Annotated in this window: 17 protein-coding genes and 1 pseudogene; 14 read left to right on the top strand and 4 right to left on the bottom strand. The window is 54.1% G+C overall.

The window, feature by feature from the left end; genetic code table 11:
- Positions 1-284: 284 nt before the first annotated feature.
- From RIN69_RS15835 to sixA, 4 genes are all read left to right on the top strand, one after another.
- Positions 285-581, top strand: coding sequence for a YfcZ/YiiS family protein (locus tag RIN69_RS15835; RefSeq protein ID WP_313852960.1), 297 nt, complete (start codon positions 285-287; stop codon positions 579-581).
- A gap of 168 nt (positions 582-749) precedes the next feature.
- Positions 750-2,060: an acetyl-CoA C-acyltransferase FadI gene (fadI, locus tag RIN69_RS15830; protein ID WP_313852959.1), complete on the top strand. Its 1,311-nt coding sequence runs from the start codon at positions 750-752 to the stop codon at positions 2,058-2,060.
- Positions 2,060-4,219 (top strand): fatty acid oxidation complex subunit alpha FadJ, encoded by a 2,160-nt coding sequence (fadJ, locus tag RIN69_RS15825; protein ID WP_313852957.1) that lies wholly within the window; start codon positions 2,060-2,062, stop codon positions 4,217-4,219. Before fadI ends, fadJ begins: the two co-directional genes overlap by 1 nt.
- A gap of 169 nt (positions 4,220-4,388) precedes the next feature.
- Positions 4,389-4,871, top strand: coding sequence for a phosphohistidine phosphatase SixA (gene sixA / locus RIN69_RS15820; RefSeq protein ID WP_313852956.1), 483 nt, complete (start codon positions 4,389-4,391; stop codon positions 4,869-4,871).
- 85 nt (positions 4,872-4,956) lie between these two features.
- On the opposite strand, the gene smrB is transcribed toward sixA, so the two are convergent.
- Positions 4,957-5,511 carry an endonuclease SmrB gene (gene smrB / locus RIN69_RS15815; protein ID WP_313852955.1) on the bottom strand — a complete coding sequence of 185 codons (555 nt, stop codon included), beginning with the start codon at positions 5,509-5,511 and terminating at the stop codon, positions 4,957-4,959.
- Positions 5,512-5,689: 178 nt separating this feature from the next.
- On the opposite strand from smrB, the gene prmB reads away from it, so the two are divergent.
- The 6 genes from prmB to RIN69_RS15785 all read left to right on the top strand — a co-directional run bounded on the left by prmB (position 5,690) and on the right by RIN69_RS15785 (position 10,333).
- The gene (gene prmB, locus RIN69_RS15810; protein WP_313852954.1) at positions 5,690-6,622 is read left to right on the top strand and encodes a 50S ribosomal protein L3 N(5)-glutamine methyltransferase; all 933 of its coding nucleotides are present in this window, start codon (positions 5,690-5,692) and stop codon (positions 6,620-6,622) included.
- 38 nt (positions 6,623-6,660) lie between these two features.
- On the top strand, positions 6,661-7,746 hold the full coding sequence (aroC, locus tag RIN69_RS15805; protein WP_313852952.1) for a chorismate synthase: 1,086 nt from the start codon (positions 6,661-6,663) through the stop codon (positions 7,744-7,746).
- Positions 7,747-7,750: 4 nt separating this feature from the next.
- Positions 7,751-8,575, top strand: a complete 825-nt coding sequence (gene mepA / locus RIN69_RS15800; RefSeq protein ID WP_313852951.1) for a penicillin-insensitive murein endopeptidase — start codon at positions 7,751-7,753, stop codon at positions 8,573-8,575.
- 8 nt (positions 8,576-8,583) lie between these two features.
- A complete protein-coding gene (locus RIN69_RS15795; RefSeq protein ID WP_313852949.1) occupies positions 8,584-9,384 on the top strand; it encodes a sulfite exporter TauE/SafE family protein in 801 nt (266 codons plus the stop codon).
- A gap of 84 nt (positions 9,385-9,468) precedes the next feature.
- The gene (locus RIN69_RS15790; RefSeq protein ID WP_313852948.1) at positions 9,469-10,014 is read left to right on the top strand and encodes an elongation factor P hydroxylase; all 546 of its coding nucleotides are present in this window, start codon (positions 9,469-9,471) and stop codon (positions 10,012-10,014) included.
- A gap of 37 nt (positions 10,015-10,051) precedes the next feature.
- Positions 10,052-10,333: a YfcL family protein gene (locus RIN69_RS15785; protein ID WP_313852946.1), complete on the top strand. Its 282-nt coding sequence runs from the start codon at positions 10,052-10,054 to the stop codon at positions 10,331-10,333.
- A gap of 38 nt (positions 10,334-10,371) precedes the next feature.
- On the opposite strand, the gene mnmC is transcribed toward RIN69_RS15785, so the two are convergent.
- Positions 10,372-12,381 (bottom strand): bifunctional tRNA (5-methylaminomethyl-2-thiouridine)(34)-methyltransferase MnmD/FAD-dependent 5-carboxymethylaminomethyl-2-thiouridine(34) oxidoreductase MnmC, encoded by a 2,010-nt coding sequence (mnmC, locus tag RIN69_RS15780; RefSeq protein ID WP_313852945.1) that lies wholly within the window; start codon positions 12,379-12,381, stop codon positions 10,372-10,374.
- A gap of 156 nt (positions 12,382-12,537) precedes the next feature.
- Between mnmC and fabB the strand changes: the two genes are divergently transcribed.
- Entirely contained in the window at positions 12,538-13,761 is a 1,224-nt protein-coding gene (gene fabB / locus RIN69_RS15775) for a beta-ketoacyl-ACP synthase I (RefSeq protein WP_313852944.1), read from the top strand.
- 301 nt (positions 13,762-14,062) lie between these two features.
- Positions 14,063-14,302, top strand: a pseudogene (locus RIN69_RS15770) (arabinose transporter); the annotation flags it as partial.
- Here RIN69_RS15770 and pdxR read toward each other — a convergent pair.
- The gene (gene pdxR, locus RIN69_RS15765) at positions 14,291-15,721 is read right to left on the bottom strand and encodes a MocR-like pyridoxine biosynthesis transcription factor PdxR (RefSeq protein WP_313852943.1); all 1,431 of its coding nucleotides are present in this window, start codon (positions 15,719-15,721) and stop codon (positions 14,291-14,293) included. The pseudogene RIN69_RS15770 and the gene pdxR sit on opposite strands and share 12 nt — an antisense overlap.
- An 89-nt stretch (positions 15,722-15,810) precedes the next feature.
- Here pdxR and RIN69_RS15760 point away from each other — a divergent pair, with 89 nt between their 5' ends.
- Both RIN69_RS15760 and RIN69_RS15755 read left to right on the top strand, forming a co-directional pair.
- Entirely contained in the window at positions 15,811-16,260 is a 450-nt protein-coding gene (locus tag RIN69_RS15760) for a rhodanese-like domain-containing protein (protein ID WP_313852942.1), read from the top strand.
- 111 nt (positions 16,261-16,371) lie between these two features.
- Complete coding sequence (locus RIN69_RS15755; protein ID WP_313852940.1) at positions 16,372-17,028, top strand: hypothetical protein; 657 nt, start codon at positions 16,372-16,374, stop codon at positions 17,026-17,028.
- Between the two features lie 257 nt (positions 17,029-17,285).
- Here the strand turns inward: RIN69_RS15755 and flk are convergent, their stop codons facing one another.
- Positions 17,286-18,326 (bottom strand): flagella biosynthesis regulator Flk, encoded by a 1,041-nt coding sequence (gene flk, locus RIN69_RS15750; protein WP_313852939.1) that lies wholly within the window; start codon positions 18,324-18,326, stop codon positions 17,286-17,288.
- Positions 18,327-18,359 lie beyond the last annotated feature (33 nt).

The following is an 18,359-nucleotide window of genomic DNA, read 5'->3' as shown; positions in this document are numbered from 1 at the left end:
TCAGACCAGTGCGCCAAGTATAGGGCTGACAGGTATATATGTTGCAATCTTGTTTTCAAGATATTGTCAAAATGATGTGTGAAATAAGATCTGCTTAACAAAAAAGGGACGATTGAAATCTTCGTAAACATTCAGATTTGTCATGGATCAAATTTATCTGTGATATTCGTCACTGTACGCGCTTCAGGTCGACTAAATCTGGTTGCGGTAATAAGGCAGGAGTAAACTATTGCATAGTGAATTAATTTTCTTGCCGCTGGGGTGGCATGATTGAGGAGAGAATAATGACTAACGCAATTAATAAATGTAGCGCTAATGAAACAGCCGCCTGCTGCTGTGTTGATGTTGGCACCATTATGGATAATACCGACTGCACTGCGTCCTACAGCCAGCTATTTAGCGATCGTGCAGCGGCTGAGGCGATGCTGGCTACCCTGAGCGAAAAAGCGCGTGCGGTTGAGTCAGAGCCTTGTGAGATTAATGCCCGCTTTAGCGAAGAGCGTGACGGCGTTCGTCTTGATATTGATTTTATCTTTAGCTGCCAGGCGGAGACCATGATCTTCCAGCTCGGCCTGCGCTAAACCCTCCTTCCGAGTGGCAGCTGGTCTGCCACTTGTCGCTAAATTCGTGTCAGCACTCGCATTTTTATGCCGGGGTGCTTGGCGCATTGTCACATTCTGGTTAACACTGGATCAGGTCAGACCTCTTTTGGCAATGATGCCTCCGATCTCGGTTAACAGGTGATAATAATGAGCAAAGCGCTACCTTTGCTGACGCGTCAGGGCGAACGCATCGCGATAACTCACGGATTACGTACTCCTTTTGCCCGCCAGGCCAGCGCGCTGCACGGTATTCCGGCGGTTGAGCTGGGCCGGATGGTGGTCAGTGAATTACTGGCTCGCAGTGATATTCCCCCTGAAGCGATAGAACAACTGGTTTTCGGCCAGGTAGTGCAAATGCCAGAAGCGCCGAATATTGCGCGCGAAATCGTGCTGGGTAGCGGTCTCAGTGTGCATACCGATGCCTACAGCGTCAGCCGAGCCTGTGCCACCAGTTTTCAGGCGGTGGCCAATGTGGCGGAAAGTCTGCTGGCGGGCACCATTCAGGCTGGGATTGCCGGTGGCGCGGATTCCTCATCGGTATTGCCAATTGGCGTCAGCAAAAAGCTGGGCCGCACGCTGGTCGATCTCAGTAAAGCACGTTCGTTCTCACAAAAAATGAAGCTGATTAGCCAGCTGCGTCCGCGTGATTTGTTGCCGGTGCCACCGGCGGTGGCGGAATACTCCACCGGACTGCGCATGGGCGATACCGCCGAGCAGATGGCTAAAAGCCATGGCATCAGCCGGGAACAGCAGGATGCTCTGGCCCATCGCTCACATCAGCGCGCCGCTCAGGCCTGGCAACAGGGCAAGCTGGCCGGTGAAGTAATGACGGCATTTGTGCCGCCGTGGCGCGCTGCCTTTGAGCAGGATAACAACGTGCGCCTTAACTCAACGCTGGAGGATTACGCGAAGCTTCGTCCGGCTTTTGACCGTCAGCACGGCACCGTAACTGCCGCCAACAGTACTCCGCTGACCGACGGTGCCGCGGCGGTGATCCTGATGACCGAATCGCGCGCGCGCGAACTGGGCATCGTACCCTTGGGGTATCTGCGCAGCTATGCCTTTACCGCTATTGATGTCTGGCAGGATATGCTGCTCGGCCCGTCATATGCTTCGCCGCTGGCGCTCGATCGTGCCGGTATCACCCTGAGCGATCTGACGCTTGTCGATATGCACGAAGCGTTTGCCGCGCAGACGCTGGCGAATCTGAAAATGTTCAATGATGAACGCTTTGCCCGCGAAGTGCTGAATCGTCCGCACGCGCTGGGTGAGGTTAATGAAGAGCGTTTTAATGTACTGGGCGGTTCGATTGCCTACGGGCATCCGTTCGCCGCTACCGGTGCGCGCATGATTACCCAAACCCTGAATGAACTGAAACGGCGCGGCGGCGGCTTGGGGCTGGTGACGGCCTGTGCGGCAGGCGGACTGGGTGCGGCAATGGTTCTGGAGGCCGAATAATGGAACAGTCATCTGCATTTCACTTACAGATGCGTCTGGATAACGTCGGGGTGATTACCATCGATGTGCCGGACGAGAAAATGAATACCCTGAAGGCCGCGTTTGCCGATCAGGTTCGGGAAGTGATTCAGCGTGCACAGGAAAATCCTCATTTGGCCGGGCTGGTGATGATTTCCGGTAAGCCTGACTCTTTTATTGCCGGGGCGGATATCGGCATGATCGCTGGCTGTGACTCTGCGCAGCAGGCCGAAACCCTGGCGAAGCAGGGGCAAAAAGTGATGAATGATATCGCCGGGCTGCCATTTCCGGTGGTAGCGGCGATACATGGAGCCTGCCTCGGCGGTGGGCTGGAGCTGGCGCTGGCCTGTAGTCAGCGTATCTGTACGCTGGACGATAAAACCCGGCTCGGCCTGCCGGAAGTGCAGCTGGGTTTACTGCCAGGTTCCGGCGGCACCCAGCGTTTGCCACGGTTGGTCGGCGTTTCACCGGCGCTTAACCTGATGCTGACCGGGAAAACTCTGCGCGCCCGTCAGGCGCTGAAACTGGGTCTGGTGGATGACGCGGTGCCGCACAGTATTCTGCTGGAGTCGGCGGTCGCGCGGGTATTGCAGGGCCATCAGACGCGTGGCCGCCTGCCGGTGCGCGAACGTCTGGCTAACGGCCCCTTGGGCCGTGCGCTGATATTTATGCTGGCGGCACGCCAGACGCGAGCGAAGACGCACGGTAATTATCCGGCAACGGAAAAGATTTTGACGGTGGTACGAGATGGGCTGGAGCACGGTAGCCAGAGTGGTTATGCGGCAGAAGCAAAAGCCTTTGGCGAGCTGGTGATGACGCCGCAGTCACAGGCGCTGCGCAGCCTGTTTTTTGCTACTACTGCGATGAAAAAAGAGCATGGCGCGAATGCTGAACCCGTCGCACTTCACCGCATTGGCGTGTTGGGCGGCGGTTTGATGGGCGGGGGAATCGCCGCTGTCACCGCCACCCGTGCAGGTTTACCGGTGCGGATCAAAGATATCAACGCCGAAGGGATTAACCATGCAATGAAATACAGCTGGGATGCGTTGAGCAAGAAAGTTAAACGTCGGCATATCAAGCCTGCTGAGCGGCAGCGGCAGATGGCATTGATTTCTGGCGATACCCAATATCGCGGTTTTCAGCAGCGGGATGTGATGATTGAAGCGGTATTTGAAGATTTGTCACTGAAACAGCAAATGGTGGCGGAGGTCGAGCAGCACTGCGCACCAGCCACCATTTTCGCCTCCAATACCTCTTCATTGCCCATCGCTGATATCGCCGCGCAGGCGCAGCGGCCAGAAAATATCATTGGTCTGCACTATTTTAGTCCGGTGGATAAAATGCCGCTGGTGGAAGTGATTCCTCATGCCGGAACCAGTGCGCAGACTGTCGCGACTACTGTGGCGCTGGCGAAGAAGCAGGGCAAAACGCCGATTGTGGTAGCCGATCGCGCCGGATTTTATGTTAACCGCATCCTGGCACCGTATATCAATGAAGCGATGCGCTGCGTGCTGGAAGGTGAGCCGATTGAGAATATCGATAATGCGCTGGTAAAGTTTGGTTTTCCGGTCGGGCCGATTCAGCTGCTGGATGAAGTGGGAATTGATGTCGGCACTAAAATCATGCCGATTTTGCAGCAGGCGTATGGCGAGCGATTTGCTGCTCCCGCCGAGTTTGACGCGGTATTGCAGGATAACCGTAAAGGTCGCAAAAATGGCCGTGGGTTTTATCGCTATCCGACCTCAGGCTGGCAGCGCAAAAAACAGGTGGATGCCAGTATTTATTCGCTGATCAAGGTGAAACCGCAAGCGCAGCTTGATGCGTCATCTGTTGCTGAACGCTGCGTGATGATGATGTTGAATGAAGCGGCACGCTGTCTTGACGAGCAGGTGATTCACAGCGCGCGGGATGGGGATATTGGTGCGGTATTCGGTATTGGTTTTCCTCCGTTTTTGGGCGGTCCGTTCCATTATATCGACAGCACTGGTGCCACAATGGTGGTCAGCACATTGACTCGTCTGAGTCAGAAGTACGGTGAGCGTTTTGCACCTTGCGAGGCGCTGCAACGCATGGCTCAGCAGAATATAAAGTTTTACAAAGCTGAGAAAGACAGTGATAACCATATTGATTCAGTGGCTTAGCTAAGGCACCCGACAGCGCAGGCGGTGGCGCTGTCGGTACAGGCGCTTATTAAATGCACAATCGGTTGACTTAACTTCCGGCATTAGGGTACAACACAGCGTTCATTCGCAGAATGAAGAGTCAGCGAACCTCTGTTCGCGGCGATTTTTTTAACAACAGTGGTGCAATATGCAAGTTTTTATCATGCGTCACGGCGATGCGGCATTAGATGCAGCAAGTGATTCTGTCAGGCCCCTTACTCATTGTGGCTGCGATGAATCTCGCCAGATGGCCAACTGGCTTAACGGCCAGGCTGTGGATATAGAACGTGTGCTGGTGAGTCCCTATCTGCGCGCGCAGCAGACACTGGCCACGGTTCGTGAAGTGCTGCCGTTGCCTGAAGAGCAGGATGAATTACCTGAGCTGACGCCGGGAGGCGATCCTGGTTTAGTGGCCTGCTATTTGCAGACGCTGGCAAATGAAGGGGTAAAATCGGTGCTGGTGATTTCACATCTGCCGCTGGTGGGTTACCTGGTTTCTGAACTCTGCCCGCAAGAGGCACCACCGATGTTCTCCACCTCGGCCATCGCCTGTATTGATTTCGATGCGGCAAACAGCCAGGGTAAGCTGGAATGGCAGGTTAGCCCGAAAAAATTAGCCAAAGCGATATAGAGCGGGCGCTCTGCACGGAATGATGACGGGAGCCGACAACGGCTCCCCTGAAGAATTTGAGTTATCCCGGCACCCAGCGTCAAGGTTACAACAGCAGCTCTGGTGGCTGCCACTCTTCCACTTCAATCAATACCAGCAATGCGGCATCGCCGCCAAACTCTTTCGGTGCCTGATGAAAGGCCATCACCCATGGATGCTGGGCTAACCATAATGGCGTCTGCTGTTTAAGCACCCGTTTGCCGTGCCCGTGCATCACGCTGGCGCAAAAAATATGTTCGCGACGACAGGCGGCGATCAATGCTCCCAGCTCTTGCTTAGCCTGATTTTGCGTCAGCCCATGGAGATCGAGAAAAATCTCTGGCGTATAGTCACCGCGGCGCAGCTTTTTCATTTCGTAATGGCTGACGTCGCTGCGCACATAGCGCACCGGGCCCTCCGACGACAGCAGCGGCTGAAACTCATCGGAAAAATAGTGGCTATTATCGGCCTGTTCGGACAGCAGCCGTTTCACCGGCACCTCACCGAGTTTTTTGCGCTTTGGCGGGTGAACAATGGTGTCCTGCGCCAGTTTGCGAGTACCGCTCATTAGCTGACGAAACAGGGCTTTATCATCTGCGCTAAGTTTTTCTTTCCGGGTCATTAGTCTTCACAGTCATGTTAATTTGCGGCAAGCCGGGCAAACGGCTTAGGCCCGTCAGACTCCTACCTTAACTCGCCGTTGTAACAAAAGTCAGCTTTTTCGCCTCTCTGCGCTGAATTATTGCCGGCTTCGTGGCAAACTAGCGGCCGAGTTTACAGAACGGCCTGCGGAGGGCAACTTGGACAAAATTTTCGTCGATGAAGCAGTGAACGAACTGCATACCATTCAGGACATGCTGCGCTGGACGGTGAGCCGTTTTTCAGCAGCCAATATCTGGTATGGTCATGGCACCGATAACCCATGGGACGAAGCCGTTCAGCTGGTGTTGCCAACGCTGTATTTACCGCTGGATATTCCTGAAGATATGCGCCTTGCGCGGCTGACTTCCAGTGAGCGTCATCGGATTGTTGAGCGCGTGATTCGCCGCATCAACGAGCGTGTTCCGGTTGCCTACTTGACCAATAAAGCCTGGTTCTGCGGTCACGAATTCTATGTCGATGAGCGGGTACTGGTGCCACGTTCGCCAATCGGCGAGCTGATCAATAATCACTTTGCCTCGATTATCGACCATCAGCCACAGCATATCCTTGATATGTGTACCGGCAGTGGTTGTATCGCCATCGCCTGCGCCTACGCTTTCCCGGAAGCGGAAGTTGACGCGGTGGATATTTCGTTGGATGCGTTGGCCGTCACCGAGCAGAATATTGACGCTCATGGCATGCTGCATAACGTGACGCCAATCCGTTCCGATCTGTTCCGCGATCTGCCAAAAATTCAGTACGACCTGATCGTTACCAATCCACCTTACGTCGATGCCGACGATATGGACGATCTGCCGGATGAGTATCGCCATGAACCGGAACTCGGTCTGGCCGCCGGCAGCGATGGGCTGAAACTGACACGCCGCATTCTGGCCTGTGCGCCTGATTTCCTGACTGATAACGGTGTTCTGGTGTGTGAAGTCGGCAACAGCATGGTGCACATGATGGATCAGTATCCTGACGTGCCGTTTACCTGGCTGGAGTTCGATAACGGCGGTGACGGCGTGTTTATGCTGACAAAGCAGCAGATTATCGATGCTGCCCATCACTTCAAAATGTATAAAGATTAAATAAAAAGTAGCCTCCTGACAGAATAGAGGGATTAGAAATGGCGGGTAACACTGTTGGTCAACTCTTCCGCGTCACCACTTTCGGTGAGTCGCATGGTATCGCGCTGGGCTGTATCGTAGATGGTGTGCCGCCAGGTATTCCACTCACCGAAGCCGATTTGCAGCACGATCTCGATCGTCGCCGTCCCGGCACGTCACGCTATACCACCCAGCGTCGCGAACCGGATCAGGTAAAAATCCTTTCCGGCGTGTTCGAAGGGGTAACCACCGGAACGCCGATCGGCCTGCTGATTGAAAATACCGATCAGCGTTCGCAGGATTACAGCGAAATTAAAGATCTGTTCCGTCCGGGACACGCCGATTATACCTACGAACAAAAATATGGTCTGCGTGATTACCGTGGTGGTGGCCGCTCGTCCGCGCGTGAAACCTCGATGCGCGTGGCTGCGGGTGCGATTGCCAAAAAATACCTCGCGCTGAAGCACGGCATTATCGTGCGCGGTTATTTGTCGCAGATCGGTGAAGTGGCTTGCGAACTGAAAGACTGGGATCAGGTCGAACAGAACCCGTTCTTTTGCCCGGATCCGGACAAACTGGAGGCGCTGGATGAGCTGATGCGCGCGCTGAAGAAAGAGGGCGACTCCATCGGCGCTAAAGTCACAGTGATGGCAGAAAACGTCCCGGCTGGCTGGGGTGAACCGGTGTTTGATCGCCTGGATGCCGATCTGGCGCACGCGCTGATGAGCATCAACGCGGTGAAAGGGGTAGAAATCGGTGACGGCTTTGCGGTGGTAAATCAGCGCGGTAGCCAGCATCGTGATGAGATTCGCGCCGATGGTTTCCAGAGCAACCATGCCGGCGGCATTCTCGGCGGTATCAGCAGTGGTCAGACGGTGATTGCTAATCTGGCAATGAAACCGACCTCCAGCATTACCGTGCCGGGTAAAACCATTAACCGCCATGGTGAAGAAAAAGAGATGATCACCCGTGGGCGTCACGATCCGTGCGTGGGCATCCGTGCGGTGCCGATTGCCGAAGCGATGATGGCGATTGTGTTAATGGATCACTTGATGCGTCAACGCGCGCAGTGTGGCGACGTTAACAGCAACGTACCGCGTTGGTAATCTGATGAAAAAGCTGCTGCTCGCACTCTGCACTCTGCTGGTCAGTACTCCGCTGCTGGCCGCTACGCCCTGGCAATCGATTCATCAGCCGATTAGCGGTAGCCCGCAGTCGATTGGGGCCTTTGCCAATGGTTGTATTATTGGCGCGCAACCGCTGCCGCTTGAGGCTGCCAACTATCAGGTAATGCGTCAGGATCAGCGTCGCTATTTTGGCCATCCCGATCTGATTCTGTTTATTCAGCGCCTGACCACTCAGGTGGGAAGTCTCGGTCTCGGTGAAGTGCTGATTGGCGATATGGGCATGGCGGCAGGTGGGCGCTTCAGTAGCGGCCACGCCAGCCATCAGTCCGGTCTTGACGTTGATATCTGGCTGCAGTTGCCGAAGAAACGCTGGACGGCGCAAATGCTGTTGAAACCTCAGCCGCTCGATTTGGTCAGCGCTGATGGACGTAATGTGGTGGCGCGTCACTGGCAGCCACAGATCGACAGCCTGATTAAACTGGCGGCGAAAGATGAGGAAGTAACGCGTATCTTCGTCAATCCGGCGATTAAAAAGCAGCTTTGTGCGGATGCCGGCAGCGATCGTGACTGGCTGCGTAAAGTGCGGCCGTGGTTTGGCCATCGCGCGCATATGCATGTGCGTTTGCGCTGCCCGGTGGGTAGCAGCGAGTGTGAAGAGCAGGCGCCGCCACCGCCGGGTGATGGCTGTGGTGCCGAGCTGAACAGCTGGTTTGAACCAAAAAAACCGGGCAGTGGATCGTCAGTAAAACGCGAACCGCCACCGTTGCCACCATCATGTCAGGCATTACTGGATAAGCACTTACTTTAGGAACAGCGATGGACTGGTTCGTTGTCAGCCCGATGCTGGTCGGGCTGCTGTTTTTTGTGGCAGTACTGGCGGCATTTATCGACTCCATTGCCGGCGGCGGGGGATTACTGACCGTTCCGGCTCTGCTGGCGGTTGGCATGTCGCCGGCGCAGGCGCTGGCTACCAATAAGCTACAGGCGGTGGGGGGCTCTTTCTCTGCCAGCCTGTACTTTGTCCGCCGCAAGGCGGTCAATCTTGCCGAGCAGAAACTCAATATTGCCATGACCTTTATCGGCTCGGTAAGCGGTGCGATTCTGATTCAGCATATTCAGCCCGGCCTGTTGCGCCAGGTGCTGCCGCTACTGATTATCGCCATCGGCCTCTATTTCCTGCTGATGCCGCGCCTCGGTGAAGAAGATCGCGTGCGCCGCCTGCACGGTCTGCCGTTTGCGTTGATTGCCGGGGGTTGCGTCGGTTTTTACGACGGCTTTTTCGGTCCAGGTGCCGGTTCCTTCTATGCGCTGGCGTTTGTCACCCTGTGCGGTTACAACCTGGCAAAATCCACCGCCCATGCCAAGGTACTGAACTTCACCTCCAATATTGGCGGACTGCTGTTCTTTATGTTTGGTGGCAAAGTGGTGTGGGGCACCGGGCTGATTATGCTGCTGGGCGCTATCTGCGGCGCGCGACTGGGTGCGCGTATGGTGTTAAGCCGCGGGCAAACGCTGATTCGTCCAATGGTGGTCACTGTCTCGGCAGTGATGAGCAGCAAGCTGCTGTATGACAATTACGGCACACAAGTTGGCGCGTGGCTGCACACGCTGTTCTGAGAATAGCTCAGGGGCATTAGTGCTCGAAACTGCTCAGGCTTAATGCGACAATCGCACGGTTTTTTTTATCTGATGACAAGTCCAATGACCACAACGCACCATTATCAGCAGCTTATTAACCTGTTTGATGACTGCTTTAACCAGGATTTTCAGACCCGCCTGATCAAAGGCGACGACGAACCTATTTATCTGCCCGCCGATGACCAGTCACCGTGGAATCGGGTGGTATTTGCCCACGGCTACTACGCCAGCGCACTGCACGAAATTTCGCACTGGTGTATTGCCGGTGCTGAACGGCGCAAGCAGGTGGATTTCGGCTACTGGTATTGCCCGGATGGCCGTGATGAAACCACGCAAAACCAGTTCGAATCGGTTGAGATTAAACCGCAGGCGCTGGAATGGCTGTTTTCTGTTGCCGCAGGGTTTCCCTTCAATGTAAGTTGTGACAATCTCAACGGAGATTGTGAACCCGACCGTATCGCCTTTCAACGAAAGGTGCAGGCTCAGGTTATTGAATATCTGAACAATGGCATTCCTGCGCGCCCGGCACGCTTTATTGAAGCACTTCGTTCGTATTACTCAACGCCCCCGATTACCGCAGCACAGTTTCCGTGGCCGGAAGATCTGTGATGCCTGTGGGAGTGAATTTTGAAGAAGAGGAAATGACATGATCGCAGAATTTGAAGAGCGCATTCTGGCCCTGATTGACGATATGGTTGAGCACGCCAGTGACGATGAGCTGTTTGCCAGCGGGTATCTGCGCGGTCATCTTACGCTGGCGGTTGCCGAGGTAGAGTTGGCCGGCGAACACACGCCGGAAGCGTTGCAGATCCAGGTGCAAAGAAGCCTGCATACTGCCATTGATGCCGGCGAGCTTTCGCCACGCGATCAGGCGCTGGTGATTGGCATGTGGGACAATTTGTTCCTGCAAGCACGTCAGTCAGCATAAGCCTGAGGGGCGAAGCGATTCGCCCCTGACATAAATGGTTATAACACTGCTTTGCCCTTCAGTAATTTTCTTATCCAGTAACGATTCGGATTGAGCGCTGCCAGCGTGGTGGCATCCAGCGGAATCGGCTCGTCGCACAGCTGTGCCGCCAGAATCTCTGCCGCCAGCGGCGCACTGCATAAACCACGTGAACCAAGCGCACCCAACGCAAAAAGCTGCGGCCAGAGCGGCGAGGATGGCAGCGTTTCTCCGTTTGCCAGCCTGTCTCGCAGATCGCCATACTGTGCCAGCGTTTGCTGATAATCCGGCAGTGCGCCGACCATTGGCAGATGGTCGCGGCTGGCGCAGCGTACGCCGCAGCGCGCTTCCCCGGCGCTGACGTCGACATCTTCTGGCCAGTCAGTGTCAGGCAGACAGCGCAGCAGGCGCGCGCGATTTTCCTGTTGATCGCTGTCGCGATAATCGGCCGTAACTTCCCCGCGACGATAACTGGCACCGATACAGTGGGTGCCAAATTGCGGACTGCGCGGCGTCAGATAGCCGTCATAGCACAGCACTTGTTTTAATGCGCTGAGTCCGCCGCGTGAAGGAACATGGCTGACCTGTCCGGCCACAGCATAGACCGGCAGTTTGCTGCTTTGCGCCAGCGTTGCCAGCGTATGACCGGTCGCCAGCACTACGTTCTGATGCGTAACCGAGTGGCCATTGGCAAAATTAAGCTGCCAGCCAGGTTGCAGCGCGTCGAGCGTTTCCAGTCGGTGCAGCCAGTGAATGCGTAACCCCTGTTTTTCGGCGAGGTCAAAGAGCATTGCCGTCAGTTCTGCCGGAGATAACCAGCCGCCGAGTGGGTAGGTGATGCCGCCGCAGCCAGTTTCTACCTCCGCCAGTGCGGCAACCTGTTCACTGTCAACAATCTGCGCCAGCTGAGGGGGTAATCCCATCTCGCCCATTTGGGCAATTTTTTCGCGGCTTTTTTCATCCCAGCCGAGCTGCGTGACGCCGCACCAGTGATGTTCAAACGACTGCGGCAGCTGGTCATACAGGCGGCGGGCAAAGGTGAAGGCCGTCGGGAAAAACTGCTTCAGCGCCTCATCGTGATGATTAAGTAATGGATAGAGCGCCCCCTGACGATTACCGGATGCGCCCAACGCCGGTGCTTCGTCGGCACAGTAGAGAGTGACGCGCTTATTACGACGCAACAGCGCCAGCGCCAACAGCGCACTGGCGACGCCACCACCGATAATGGCGATATCCTCACCCTGTGCGGCCGGACGGGCGTACCACGGCGTGCTGGCAGGGATAGCGCCAGCCTCATTCAGCGTGCCGACCAGCATTTCGCGTTTCTGACCAAATCCTTTACGACGCGTAGCGGCAAATCCCGCCTCCATCAGGCCACGGCGCACAAAGCCGGCTGCGGTAAAGGTGGCAAAACTGCCACCCGGACGCGCCAGACGGGCCATGGCGGTGAACAGTTCCGGCGTCCACATCTCCGGGTTCTTCGACGGGGCGAAACCATCGAGGAACCATGCATCTACCTGCCGATTAAGACTGTCATCAAAATTATAAATGAGTTGGTTAATATCACCGAACCACAGATCGAGCGTGATGCGTCCGCCGTCGAGCATCAGACGATGGCAACCGGGCAGCGCCAGTGGCCACTGGGCGCGCAGCTGTTCTGACCATGGCGCCAGTTCCGGCCAGTGGGCGTGCGCCTCGGCTAAATCAGCGGCTTTTAATGGAAATTTTTCGACGCTGATAAAATGCATGCGCTGTAACGTCGCTTCGGGATGCTGGCGACGAAAGCCGTCAAACGCCTGCCATAGCGTCAGAAAATTAAGCCCGGTTCCGAAGCCGGTTTCGGCGGTAATAAATAATTCGCGCGGATGTTCGGTAAAGCGTGCGGGTAAATTATTGCCCTCAAGAAACACGTAGCGCGTCTCTTCCAGCCCGTTCTGATTGGAAAAATAGACATCGTCAAAGGTTCGCGACACAGGTGTACCCTGTTCATTCCAGGACAATTCAGCATGTTCAATCGGGGATAATTTCACGACAATGGCTCGTTAATCAGGCAGTGGCGCGATTTTAGCGATGTCGCTCACATGACGCAAATTTACAAAAGTTAAAAGCTGATCGGACTTGTTCGGCGTACAAGTGTAAGCTAAAGTGCTCGTCGTATCCTAATTTGAAGTGGAAGAGGTATTTGAATGAAACGTGCAGTGATTACTGGCTTAGGGATCGTTTCTAGCATTGGTAACAACCAGGAGGAAGTCCTGGCTTCTCTGCGTGAGGGCCGTTCGGGCATTACCTTCTCGCAAGAGCTGAAAGATTCCGGTATGCGTAGTCACGTCTGGGGTAACGTTAAGCTGTCTAAAGACGAAATCTCCAGCCTCATTGACCGCAAAGTGCTGCGCTTTATGAGTGATGCATCGATCTACGCTTATATCTCCATGCTGGAAGCGGTTAAAGATTCCGGTCTGACCGTTGAGCAATACCAGAACAACCCACGTGTGGGTCTGGTTGCCGGTTCCGGCGGCGGTTCCCCTTACTACCAGGCAGCCAGCGTTGATGGTATGCGTGCCAAAGGTTTGCGCGGCGTTGGCCCTTATATGGTCACCAAAGCGATGGCATCGGGCGTCTCTGCTTGCCTGGCAACACCGTTTAAAATCCACGGTGTGAACTACTCTATCAGTTCAGCCTGTGCCACTTCGGCACACTGTATCGGTAATGCGGTTGAGCAGATCCAGCTGGGCAAACAGGATATCGTATTTGCTGGCGGCGGCGAAGAGCTGTGCTGGGAAATGTCCTGTGAGTTTGACGCGATGGGCGCGCTCTCTACCAAGAATAACGAGTCACCAGAAAAAGCTTCACGTACCTATGATGCAGGCCGCGACGGCTTTGTCATCGCCGGCGGCGGCGGTATGGTGGTCGTTGAGGAGCTGGAGCATGCGCTGGCACGTGGTGCGCATATCTATGCTGAAATCGTTGGCTACGGCGCAACTTCTGATGGTGCTGATATGGTGGCTCCATCCGGTGAAGGCGCAGCACGCTGCATGCGTATGGCGATGGAAGGTGTCGACACCCCAGTTGACTACCTGAACACTCACGGGACTTCCACGCCGGTAGGTGATGTGAAAGAACTGGGTGCAATCCGCGCGGTATTCGGTGATAACGCGCCAGCAATGTCGGCAACCAAAGCAATGACTGGTCACTCTTTGGGTGCGGCAGGCGTTCAGGAAGCTATCTACTCACTGCTGATGCTGGAAAATGGCTTTATCGCACCAAGCATCAACATTGATGAGCTGGACCCGGCGGCTGAAGGTCTGAATATCGTGACCAAACCGACCGAGCAGCAACTGACGACGGTAATGTCCAACAGCTTCGGTTTTGGTGGTACCAACGCCACGCTGGTGATGCGTAAATACCAGTAATAACCAGCAGGGGCGGTGTTTTCGCCGTCCTTAGCAGAGGTTGACACTCTGCCTGCCGTCAGATGGGGAGCCGAAAATGGCTCCCCTTATTATTATCCGTCCATTAAGCGCCAACTCCCGCCAGAAACTTACCCCAAATTATTGCTACCCTAATTCATGTCGATATGCTGAGTGATGGGATTGAGTTGCCACACAATTTTCTTTGAAATAATAATTTCATCACGATGGCTGTGATATTGCGAGGGGAGTGGTAACAGATGGCCAGTTCTGCCGCCGTTGATAATCAGAACAGCCGACACCAGCGCTGGCCAGCTGCGGCTTCCCGGCATTAGGGATGAAGTGATCAAGCGGGTGCCGCCACCGATACGCGGCACCGCGCTGGGTGGCTATTCGGCGTTTCAGGATATTGCTTACGATAAGGCCCGTTAGCTGATTTGCTGGCGAACGCTGCCGGGGTTATGGTGCAGTATTTATCGCCGATTTGGTGGCTGCCGCAAGCGGTATTTTGGTCACGCTGTTGTTTGCGGGATCAGTAATTTAGCTGTGCCAGTTTATCTACCGCCTGAATAATCTCCGCGCGTTCCAGCGCGGAGAATCCAAGAATCCATCCTTGCTGCGGCGCACACTGTTCGTTACAGAGCGGTGCCAAAGTAGGTAACAGTAAGCCACGCGATGCCGCCTGCATACTCAATTGCTGTGCATCACCGCTGGTTAGCCTGACCGTAAGTTGCAGGCCGCCGTGGCTGTCTGCAGGTAACAGACGATCGCCGAGTTTTAGCGCCAGCTGCTCAAGTAACAGATCGCGACGGCTGTGATACAGCTGACGCATTAGACGTAAGTGTGCGGCAAAATGGCCGTTATCCATAAAGTCGGCGGTAATTGCCTGTGGCAGCTGTGCGCTGTGGCCATCTATAACGCTGCGCAAACGGCACAGCGGTTCAATCAGCGCGGGCGGCACCACCATATAAGCCAGACGCAGTGAGGGAAACAGCACTTTTGAAAAGGTGCCGAGATAGATTACGCGTCCAGCTTTATCCAGTCCCTGCATAGCGGGCATTGGCATCCCGTCATAATGAAATTCGCTATCGTAATCATCCTCAATCAACCAGCTCTGACTGGCTGCAGCAAAGTTCAGCCACTGCAGACGCCGCTCCAGATTCATGGTAATACCGGTCGGATACTGATGCGATGGCGTGAGGTAAACCAGTTTAGGCGTCCCTGACCCCAACTGTGCGCCCTGATAATCGAGAGCTAACGGTGAAAGCCGCGCGCCTGCGGTGATAAATGCGTTACGAGCCCCGGCATAACAAGGATCTTCCAGCCATACCGTATCGTTAATGTCCAGTAACAGTAACGAGATCATCTGCAAAGCCTGCTGTGAACTGCTGATGATCATCACTTGTCCGGCATCGCAGCGCACGCCGCGTGACTGCCCAAGATAACGCGCCACTGCCTGACGTAACGGCAGATAGCCCTGAGGATCACCATAGCGCATCAGCTGTTCTCCGCGCTGGCGCTGCTGGCTGGCGGTGATGCGACGCCAGACTGCATGCGGAAAAGCGCGCAATTCTGGCGAACCAGCCGCGAAGGCATAGGGGTAGGGTGGATCCTGACAACCCCCGGTGGCGACAATTTGTTGCCCACGTTGTGATAATGCCAGCGTAGCGGAGCGTAAAGGAGCTGGCTTTTCATCAGCGATCATCGTAATCGCTACAAAGGTTCCCTGGCCGACTTTTCTTAGCAGATAGCCTTCACTTTCCAGCTGGCTGTAAGCCGCTTCCACCGTCACTCGCGACAGGCCAAGATCTTTTGCCATCAGGCGTGAAGAGGGTAAACGCTGGCCCTTTTGCAGCGTACCCAGAGCAATGGCCTGTCGCAGCGTAGCGCTTAAACGTTCGCGGCGCGTTTCTGCCTGCTGCGAGGCTAACAGGACCAGCAGCGGCGCGGTAATAATTGCCATAAAATCGGTCTTATCGATGACTCAATATGGGTATCAAGTGTAAGGCCGATTTATCGTATTATCGAATGAAATAACCACAGGAGAAAAGTATGCACGCATCATCAATATTGGCTTTCCCACCACCAAAGGCATCAGAGAGCGCCGAATGGCTGAGCAAAAAATTAGCCTGGTATGCCGATGCCTGGGATCTGGCTGAGGATCTGTCACGGGGAGTCGAAGCGATTGTCGTCATTGATACTCGTTCGGCAGAAGCTTATCGTCTCGGTCATATCTGTGGCGCTATCAGTTTTCCTCATCGCACCATGACGCCTGAAAGCACCGCGCAACTCGATCGCAGTAAAGTTTATGTAACCTACTGCGACGGCATCGGTTGTAATGGCTCAACCAAGGGCGCGTGGAAACTGGCCTGTGCTGGATTTCGGGTTAAAGAGCTGATTGGCGGACTGGATTTTTGGCAGCGCGACAATCATCCGCTGGTAAAAGGTAACGAACCGGGAAGCTGGCCATTAACGGCAATACTTTCTGACTGCGGCTGTTAATTAAATCATTAACGTTTAAGCCTATTTATTATTATTTTTAGTTTGCCATTTCATTAAATCAAAGGTTATATAAATCACGGATTGATTAATTTCTCTTGGTAAGGATACCAGATGGACAGTTATACGGATATTGCAAGACGGATTGCCAGCATGCTGGTTTCGCCAGAAACGATGGTCGGCCTGACGCAGGGAATGGTCTCAGTACCTGTGGACCTAAGCTATCTGGCTTATGGATTTATTGATACTGAGACCAGAAACATACGTCAGGATGAAAAAATTCGCTTAGCGTTTGCTGTAAAGCGAGGATTATTTCATCAGCAAAAGGTGATAAAAGCGGTACAGATTATTATCGATGAGTTTGCCGAATATATGCCGGCGTCAATGCAGCAACGACTTTACGGTGGAACGCTGGGTTTGGTCGGCGGACGTTTTCTCACATCAGCTGCGATATCGCAGATAACAATGAATTATATATTCTATAAAAATGGAGTATGGATCAGTGTAGCCAAAACGTTAGCTCCCTCACTATTTCTTTTTGCTGGTATTGCTGAACGCTCTATTTATCGATCATTTTATCTGCGTAAAACAGCTCCACGGGTTTATCGTGCAATGAGATTTAATGGCGATCTTGAACTGCTGTACTTTTTAATCGAACCTTTAATTCAATCTTTTGTCGAGGCGATTAAAATATGGAATACGCAAAGTGAGGCAAACTTTAATCAACTCATGGAAATGATTGATGATGGAATTACCAATTTGGAAGGTTAAGAAATTACTCTGGCATTTTTTCTGCCGGTCACTAAATTTCATGATTTATTTATTAGGGTTAATAACGTCATTACTCTGTTTTTACTGGCTTTTTCATTTTGAGTTTTGGTCAGAACGTTTGATATATATCATTATTACTCTAATTATTTTTATCGTTGTTACAGGCCTGGTACTCAGGCTGACTAAAGCAGAAAAGGATTGATGCTTAGGTTAAGGGCAACCAACACTCAGCCAGATTGCCCGATAACAACGTTCGATCAGAGCAGAATCCACAGCAGTATGATCAACAATATCACCACGGCAAAAGCTGTCATTGCCGGGCGGTTAGCCAGTGGTTGCAGCAGCGATGGCGTTGATGCTGTCTGGGAGTGATAGAGCGGTTTTGGATTGATTTCGCTGTCGGCCAGCGGCAGCTCCGCATTTTTCTCAGCGCGGCGCGCAAACAGCAGATTAAGCAGATCCTGAGCCTGCGCGGCGGTCAGCACCGACATCGGCGTCGCATGGAAGCGCTGCTGGCTGTAATGTTCCAGCATTTGCTGCTCGTCACGATCCGGTGGCTGCTTCAGCGCGGCGATAAGCATCGGTAAGGTTGGGGCGTTTAGCTGGCTAAGAGTCTGACGTACCTGCAAATACTGCGTCAGCAGCGGAAAGTGGCGGGACGGAATCGGATCGCCACTTTTCAGATTTACCAGCTGCAACAGTGACGCCCAGAGTTTTACCGGCTGCTCGTCGGTTGCCGCAGCCAGTCGGGCGATCTGCTGATTAAGCGTATGATGCTCGGCCGGTAACAGTGTACGATCGGTGATCATACTGCGCTGCGGCTGTGGAATGGCCAACTGACCGTTTTGCAACATGGTCAGTACCTGGCGCAGCTGATCCTGCGACAGTGAGCTTAACACCGTATGGCCAAACTGTTGGCGAATAAAGTCACTGACGGCCTGACGATTATTGCCCTGCGGCAGCAGGTCAGTCAGTTGTTGCATCAGCTGACGCGTGGCGTGGCTGTTTTGCACCTGTGCCAGACGAGCATTCAGAAACTGTTCCGCAGCCGGGAAGTGCTGTGAGCGCAACTCGGCATCGCTTTTTACCCCGACTTCATGACGCAGTCCGGCCCACAGCTCCACCGTTTTTAGCGTACTGAGCGACATAATGCGCACAATCAGTCGTTCCAGCGTGGTGCGCTGGGCAGGGGAAAGCGGTTGATCGCCGCCACTGGCCGGAGGTTGCTGACCTGGGGAGGTGGTTATCGCTGCGCGATCGCCGGAAAGCGGCGCACCAGGGCCACTGAGAGGTTGCATGGCGTAATCCTTTCCAAAACAGGTCAAGTTCCG

Source organism: Winslowiella toletana, from assembly GCF_032164335.1.
Classification (GTDB): domain Bacteria; phylum Pseudomonadota; class Gammaproteobacteria; order Enterobacterales; family Enterobacteriaceae; genus Erwinia; species Erwinia toletana_A.
The sequence above is the reverse complement of the archived record's forward strand: the minus strand, read 5'-3'. Positions and strand labels throughout refer to the sequence as shown.

Bases quoted from the DNA above. Each gene is read 5' to 3' on its own strand.
- RIN69_RS15835 (WP_313852960.1), top strand. From the start codon at position 285: ATGACTAACGCAATTAATAAATGTAGCGCTAATGAAACAGCCGCCTGC.
- fadI (WP_313852959.1), top strand. From the start codon at position 750: ATGAGCAAAGCGCTACCTTTGCTGACGCGTCAGGGCGAACGCATCGCG.
- fadJ (WP_313852957.1), top strand. From the start codon at position 2,060: ATGGAACAGTCATCTGCATTTCACTTACAGATGCGTCTGGATAACGTC.
- sixA (WP_313852956.1), top strand. From the start codon at position 4,389: ATGCAAGTTTTTATCATGCGTCACGGCGATGCGGCATTAGATGCAGCA.
- smrB (WP_313852955.1), bottom strand. From the start codon at position 5,511: ATGACCCGGAAAGAAAAACTTAGCGCAGATGATAAAGCCCTGTTTCGT.
- aroC (WP_313852952.1), top strand. From the start codon at position 6,661: ATGGCGGGTAACACTGTTGGTCAACTCTTCCGCGTCACCACTTTCGGT.
- mepA (WP_313852951.1), top strand. From the start codon at position 7,751: ATGAAAAAGCTGCTGCTCGCACTCTGCACTCTGCTGGTCAGTACTCCG.
- RIN69_RS15795 (WP_313852949.1), top strand. From the start codon at position 8,584: ATGGACTGGTTCGTTGTCAGCCCGATGCTGGTCGGGCTGCTGTTTTTT.
- RIN69_RS15790 (WP_313852948.1), top strand. From the start codon at position 9,469: ATGACCACAACGCACCATTATCAGCAGCTTATTAACCTGTTTGATGAC.
- RIN69_RS15785 (WP_313852946.1), top strand. From the start codon at position 10,052: ATGATCGCAGAATTTGAAGAGCGCATTCTGGCCCTGATTGACGATATG.
- fabB (WP_313852944.1), top strand. From the start codon at position 12,538: ATGAAACGTGCAGTGATTACTGGCTTAGGGATCGTTTCTAGCATTGGT.
- pdxR (WP_313852943.1), bottom strand. From the start codon at position 15,721: ATGGCAATTATTACCGCGCCGCTGCTGGTCCTGTTAGCCTCGCAGCAG.
- RIN69_RS15760 (WP_313852942.1), top strand. From the start codon at position 15,811: ATGCACGCATCATCAATATTGGCTTTCCCACCACCAAAGGCATCAGAG.
- RIN69_RS15755 (WP_313852940.1), top strand. From the start codon at position 16,372: ATGGACAGTTATACGGATATTGCAAGACGGATTGCCAGCATGCTGGTT.
- flk (WP_313852939.1), bottom strand. From the start codon at position 18,326: ATGCAACCTCTCAGTGGCCCTGGTGCGCCGCTTTCCGGCGATCGCGCA.